The sequence below is a fragment of the Actinoplanes rectilineatus genome, assembly GCF_000962825.1.
GTDB classification, from domain to species: domain Bacteria; phylum Actinomycetota; class Actinomycetes; order Mycobacteriales; family Micromonosporaceae; genus Actinoplanes; species Actinoplanes rectilineatus.
Window position 1 is genome coordinate 1 of record NZ_JZKF01000172.1, and the last position, 5422, is coordinate 5422.

The window sequence follows — 5422 nt, forward strand, 5'->3', positions numbered from 1 at the left end:
GTCACGTTCGAGCAGCCGGCCGTGCTCGTCCCAGCGCATCGTCACCGTGTGGCCGTTGCGGTCGGTGACCGTGACCGGATTGCCCCACTCGTCGTAGGTACGGCGCAGCGTCCGCCCGTGCCCGTCGGTGACCGCCAGCAACCGGCCCTGCTGATCGTGGACATAGGTGTCGGTCTCCCCGACCACGGTGACTCGGCCAGGGAGATAGGCGAAACTACTGACATTTCCGAAGTTTCCGGTCTGTGTGATCACCCGCCCCTCGTCGTCATAGGTGTTCCGAACCGCGGCGACACCGTCGGCGTCCACCACGGCGAGCACCCGCCCGCTCGCCGAGACCTCATAGCGGGTGTCCCCCGCCGCGACCAGCACCCCGTCCGCGTAGCCGAACGACACCTCCCCCACCGACGTAACCCGCTCGCCGGACCACGCCAGCCGGGTCTCCCCCACCCGCGCCAGACGCCCCTCGGCGTCGTACTCAAACCGGGTCCGTTCCACCGACACCGGCCGGCCCGCCGCGTCGAACACCCAGCTCCGGCCGTCGTTTCCGAGCATCTCCAGGCCGTCACCGCTCGGCCGCACCACGGCTGCCAGCCCGGCGACCCGGCCGTACCCCGCACCGTGGCGCGGGAACACCGCCCGCCGGCCGTCCGGGCCGACGAAACTCGCCCCGGCCGCGTCCGCGAACAACCGGGCGTCCGCCCACGACGACCAGCCCGGCCCGAACGCCCCCGTCCGGCCCGAGCGGCTGTTGTGGACGATCGTGAACCCCGGCGTGACCCGGAACAGTGTGACGAGATTGCCGGACGCGGTGTTCACCGGATCGTTCGCGAAGCCACTGGTCGGCGGGAACCCGTACCCGATCGGGTCGTCGAATGTCACCGCCGCCCGCGCGTCGCCCAACCCTGCCAACCGCAGACTCGCCGCGAGCGCCGCATCCGGCAACCGCGACAGATCACCATCCCCACCCGCGGCCCGGAACGCCCGGGCGATCTCCGCCACCCACCGCGCGTCGGCCTCGTTCAGATCCACATACTGGCCGAAGGCGCCGATCAGCGACGACGCCTCGAAACGCCCCCACCGGTTGCCGTCCTGGAACTGCGCGTACGCCTCCCGCAGCCGCGACACCCGAACCCGCAACTCCTCGTCCGCGGCCCGGCTGCCCCGCACGAAAGCGTCCAGGTCGTCCGGCCGCGCGGCGCTGGTCGGCATGTCACTCCCGGCTGCCGACGGTGGTCACGTCGGCGGTGTAGACCGGCGGGGTGATCGGGTCCGGGACCGGTGGCAGGTCGTCCTCGCCGAAGAAGAAGTCGCCGATCTGGTCCAGCAGGCCCTCGTCCTCCTGCCGGCGCTGCCATTCGCGGGCCTGTTCCCGGCGCTGTTGCTCCTCGGCGGCCAGCCGGCTCAGTTCGTCGACCTGGTTCGCCGCCTGGCGCATCGCCGTCGCCAGGCGGCGGGCGTCGGCGTAGCAGATGTCCATCCGTCCGGTGAACTGTCCGGCGTAGACGCCGCGCCACTGTTCGGCGGCGATGCCCGCGACCGTGCTGCGGCGCGGGATCTGGCCCTCGCATTCGTCGGCGGAGGCGCGCAGCTGGGCGGCGAGCCGAGTCGCCGCCGCATGATCGAAAGGAACGTCCTCGGTTATCCCCCGTAGATCGACCATCGCCATCCCCTCGGATCCGGCAATGATTGCGATGATAGGGCCACCGTGCTGACAATGGCAGTCCGGAGAAAGGGAGTGGACAGATGGCGGGACGCGTACTCTCGACGGACCAGGCGAAGACGTCCATCCAGCAGGTGCAGGCGATCGTGAACGGCGGCCTCACCGATCAGATCGCCCAGCTCGACGCGCAGGGCAAGATGCTCTCCAACCCCGATGTGTGGGACGGGCCGCTGGCCCAGCAGTTCCGTGATCAGACGTGGCCGGAGACGAAAGCCGCATTGGACAAGGCCAAACAGGAATTGGATCAACTGCGGGACCAGTTGCAGAAGATCGCGCAGAACATCATGACCGCCGGCGGCGGCGCATGAACGATCAATAAACGATCAAGAAAGGTCACGGGGACATGGAGCCACTCGGCCGCGAATACCTCCTGCACGAGGAGATCGGCCGCGGCGCGGTCGCGGTGGTCCACCGTGCGTCCAGCCGGCACGGCGGCCCGCCGCTGGCGGCGAAACTGCTGCGGCCGGAGTTCGCCGGTGACCGCCGGGTCCGGGAGCTCTTCCTGCGGGAGGAGGAGGCGCTGCGCGACCTGGACCATCCGGGCATCGTGGCGCTGCGTGACCTGATCGTCGAGGGCGGCACCCTGGCCCTGGTGATGGATCTCGTCGACGGGCCGAACCTGCGCCGTCACCTGGCGCAGCACGGCGGCCGGCTGGCACCGGCCGAGGTCGCCACGATCGCCGCGCAGACCGCCGCCGCGCTGGCCGCCGCGCACGCGCAGGGCGTGGTGCACCTCGACCTCAAACCGGAGAACGTGCTGGTCGTCCGGGGTTCCGCGCCGCCGCTGGTACGGATCACCGACTTCGGGGTGGCGGTGCTGCTGCACGACGCCGACCGGGGTGCGGCCGGCGGCACCCCCGGCTACACCGCGCCGGAGATCTTCGCGGGGGCCACGCCGACCGCCGCCGCCGACGTCTGGTCGCTCGGGGTGCTGCTCGTCGAGCTGATCACCGGCAGTCCGCAGGGTGATCCGGCGGCACTGCCCGAGGCGCTCGCCCCGATGGCCCGGGACTGTCTCGCCGCCGACCCGCGGGCCCGGCCGGCGGCCCGGCAGGTGGCCGCCTACCTGCGCCGGCTCGCGGACACCTTCCAGCCGGTGGCGCCCGCGCCGGCCGCCGGCGACAACCTGTCCGACTGGGCGGGACGCCTGCTGGGCGGCGAGATGCACGAGACCCGCCTGCGGCCCGGCGTCGGCCCGGCCGCGGAGACGCCCGCGCCGCCGCCGCCCCGGGAGCCGTCACGATGGCGGCGCGGCCCACTCGTCACCCTCGGCGTGATCACGCTGGTGGCGGCGGTCCTGACCGGCATCACCGTGACCGCATCGGCGAGCGAGCGGAGGAAAGGCGAGCGGGGGAACAGTGCCAATCAACTGGTCAGTGTCCCGCCGGCGGTCGCGACGACGCCGGGGGCCGTGCCGTCGACCACCGCTCTGGCCGCCCCGGCGACCACCACCGCCACGGCGGAACGCCTGCGGGTCACGCTCGCCGGGCGGGTCGACGACGACGGCGGCACGCTCGCCCTGTCCATCCGGGACGGTGTCGCCATCGCGTACGTCTGCGACGGCAAGCGTGTCGAAGCCTGGCTGAAGGGCACCGCGAAGGCCGGCAGACTCGCGCTGAAGGGCTCCGGCGGCAGCCGGCTCACCGGCACGTTCTCCGCCCGCGAGGCCGAGGGTGACATCACCGTCGAGGACGAGACCCGCGGCTTCACCGTCGGCGTGGTCGAGAAGCCGTCCGGGTTGTACCGCACGACCGCCCAGGTCCGCGGCGCCGAGGTCGAGGGTTCCTGGATCGTGCTGCCGGACGGCAGCCAGGTCGGGGTGCTCTCCTCGGACGGCGTGCCCGGCCCCGCGCCGAGCCTCGACGTGTCCGGCCGGACCGCCGTCGTCGACGGGGTGACCGTCGGCGCGACCGGCGTCGACGCCGACAGCGGCGAGGGCTTCTAGGTGCTGCGGGTGTGGCTGCCCGCGGCGGCGGGCGTCGGCGTCGCGGTCGTCCTCGGCGTCTACGCGCGCCTGCACACCCCGGTCCCCGCGGGTTTCCTGGACGTGCGGGCGAAGGTGTGGCTGGCGTCGGCCGCCGCCGCCCTGGCCCTGCTCCAGCTGCTGTCGGCGCTGTCGCTCTACGGCCGCCTGCCCGCCTTCCGCGGCAACGCCGCCACGCACCGCTGGACCGGCCGCCTCGCCGTCCTGGTCTCCCTGCCGATGGCCGTCCACTGCCTCTACGTGCTGGGTTTCAGCACCGCCGGCCCGCGCACGCTGGCACATTCGGTGTTCGGCTGCCTGTTCTACGGCGCGTTCGTCACCAAGATGCTGCTGCTCAGCAGTCCCCGCGCCACCCGCCCGTGGCTGCTGCCGCTGCTCGGCGGCCTGGTCCTCACCACGATCACCGGCCTGTGGTTGACCTCGGCGTTCTGGTTCCTCTTCCTGTCGGGTACGCCCTGAGCCCGGTCCCGCCGAGCCGGCATGTGACGGCGCCCTCGGAGAGAATGTCGGCATGGAACCCCTCGAGGCCGCTCGTGCCGTCGTCGGCGACCGGTTTCCCGACGCCAGGTGGGCGCTGCTCACCGGGAGTGTGCTCGGGCCGCACCGGACGGCCGGGTCGGATCTGGACATCGTGGTCATGCGCGACGACGGTCCCGGTTTCCGGGAGAGCCTGGTGTTCGAGGGCTGGCCGGTCGAGCTGTTCGTGCACACCCCGGAACGCCTCGCCGGCATCCTGGAGCGGGAACGTGCCGCCCGCAAACCGAGCACGCACCGGATGCTGGCGCACGGCGTCCCGCTGGCCGGTGATCCGGGCGAGCTGCGGGAGCGGTGCGCGCGGGTGCTCGCCGAGGGGCCGCCGCCGCTGAGCCCGGCCGAACTCGCCTGGCTGCGGTACTCCCTGACGGATGCCCTGGACGATCTGCGGCACGCCACCGACCCCGGGGAGCGGGCCGCGATCGCCGCCGACCTGTGGCCCGCGTCGGCGCGGGCCGCGCTGTCGGTGGCGGGCCGCTGGCTCGGCTCCGGCAAGTGGCTGTGGCGGGAACTGCACGACCTCGACCCCGCGCTGGCCGGACGCTGGCTCGCCGTACGGGCGGATCCGGGGCCGTTCGCCCAGGAGGTGCTGTCCCGGGCGGGCGGCCCGCTCTTCGACGGCTACCGAGCCTGATCGCCGCCGAGGCTGACCCTTTCCGGACAGGAACCGGTACGGCCCGGCGTCGTTGAGAGTGACATGTCGCGCGCTCTCGTACTCACCGCCGCCCTCGCCCTCGGCCTCGCCCTGACCGGATGTTCCAGCGCCAAGACCGACGAGGAGGCCACCGCCGCCGTCCCGGCCGCGCCCGCCTCCGCCGCGGCGGCCTCCGGGACCACCTCGCCGGAGATGCGGGCCAGCATCGAGGCCCAGCTCGGGTTCCCGCCCGCCCCGAACCCGCAGACCACCGCCGCCTACCTGGCCGACCTCAAGACGATCAGCCCGGCGATCATCAGCACCGGAACCCCGGAGTCGCTGGTCAACCGGGGACGTGACCAGTGTCGTGACATCAAGCAGCTGCCCGAGGCGCAGTGGACCACCCGGGCCGGTGAGCGTTTCGCGTCGCCGGAGCAGCCGCTTCCCGCCGCCGAGGCGGAGAAGGTCGTCCAGGTGGTCCGCAAGCGTCTCTGCCCCTCCTTCTGACGGTTCTCCACCCCGCACCCCTCGCGACGCGGCGGCCCGCCCC

The 5422-nt window shown here is 72.9% G+C and carries 7 protein-coding genes; 5 read left to right on the top strand and 2 right to left on the bottom strand.

Translation table 11 applies throughout. The features are described 5' to 3' along the window. On the bottom strand, positions 1 to 1209 hold a 1209-nt coding region (locus tag WH85_RS45670), incomplete at its 3' end, for a DUF6531 domain-containing protein (RefSeq protein WP_045748487.1). Between the two features lies 1 nt (position 1210). Then, positions 1211 to 1660: a hypothetical protein gene (locus tag WH85_RS45675; RefSeq protein ID WP_157411654.1), complete on the bottom strand. Its 450-nt coding sequence runs from the start codon at positions 1658 to 1660 to the stop codon at positions 1211 to 1213. A gap of 83 nt (positions 1661 to 1743) precedes the next feature. Between WH85_RS45675 and WH85_RS45680 the strand changes: the two genes are divergently transcribed. The 5 genes from WH85_RS45680 (at position 1744) to WH85_RS51385 (ending at position 5379) form a co-directional block, all read left to right on the top strand. Next, complete coding sequence (locus WH85_RS45680) at positions 1744 to 2028, top strand: hypothetical protein (RefSeq protein ID WP_045748489.1); 285 nt, start codon at positions 1744 to 1746, stop codon at positions 2026 to 2028. Positions 2029 to 2063: 35 nt separating this feature from the next. Further along, positions 2064 to 3665, top strand: a complete 1602-nt coding sequence (locus tag WH85_RS45685) for a protein kinase domain-containing protein (protein ID WP_045748490.1) — start codon at positions 2064 to 2066, stop codon at positions 3663 to 3665. Beyond that, a complete protein-coding gene (locus WH85_RS45690; RefSeq protein ID WP_045748491.1) occupies positions 3666 to 4163 on the top strand; it encodes a DUF6529 family protein in 498 nt (165 codons plus the stop codon). Between the two features lie 52 nt (positions 4164 to 4215). Next, positions 4216 to 4872, top strand: coding sequence for a nucleotidyltransferase domain-containing protein (locus WH85_RS45695; RefSeq protein ID WP_045748492.1), 657 nt, complete (start codon positions 4216 to 4218; stop codon positions 4870 to 4872). A 63-nt stretch (positions 4873 to 4935) separates the two neighbouring features. Beyond that, positions 4936 to 5379 (top strand): hypothetical protein, encoded by a 444-nt coding sequence (locus WH85_RS51385; RefSeq protein ID WP_045748493.1) that lies wholly within the window; start codon positions 4936 to 4938, stop codon positions 5377 to 5379. Positions 5380 to 5422: the final 43 nt, after the last annotated feature.

Bases quoted from the DNA above. Each gene is read 5' to 3' on its own strand.
- WH85_RS51385 (WP_045748493.1), top strand. From the start codon at position 4,936: ATGTCGCGCGCTCTCGTACTCACCGCCGCCCTCGCCCTCGGCCTCGCC.
- WH85_RS45675 (WP_157411654.1), bottom strand. From the start codon at position 1,660: ATGGTCGATCTACGGGGGATAACCGAGGACGTTCCTTTCGATCATGCG.
- WH85_RS45680 (WP_045748489.1), top strand. From the start codon at position 1,744: ATGGCGGGACGCGTACTCTCGACGGACCAGGCGAAGACGTCCATCCAG.
- WH85_RS45685 (WP_045748490.1), top strand. From the start codon at position 2,064: ATGGAGCCACTCGGCCGCGAATACCTCCTGCACGAGGAGATCGGCCGC.
- WH85_RS45695 (WP_045748492.1), top strand. From the start codon at position 4,216: ATGGAACCCCTCGAGGCCGCTCGTGCCGTCGTCGGCGACCGGTTTCCC.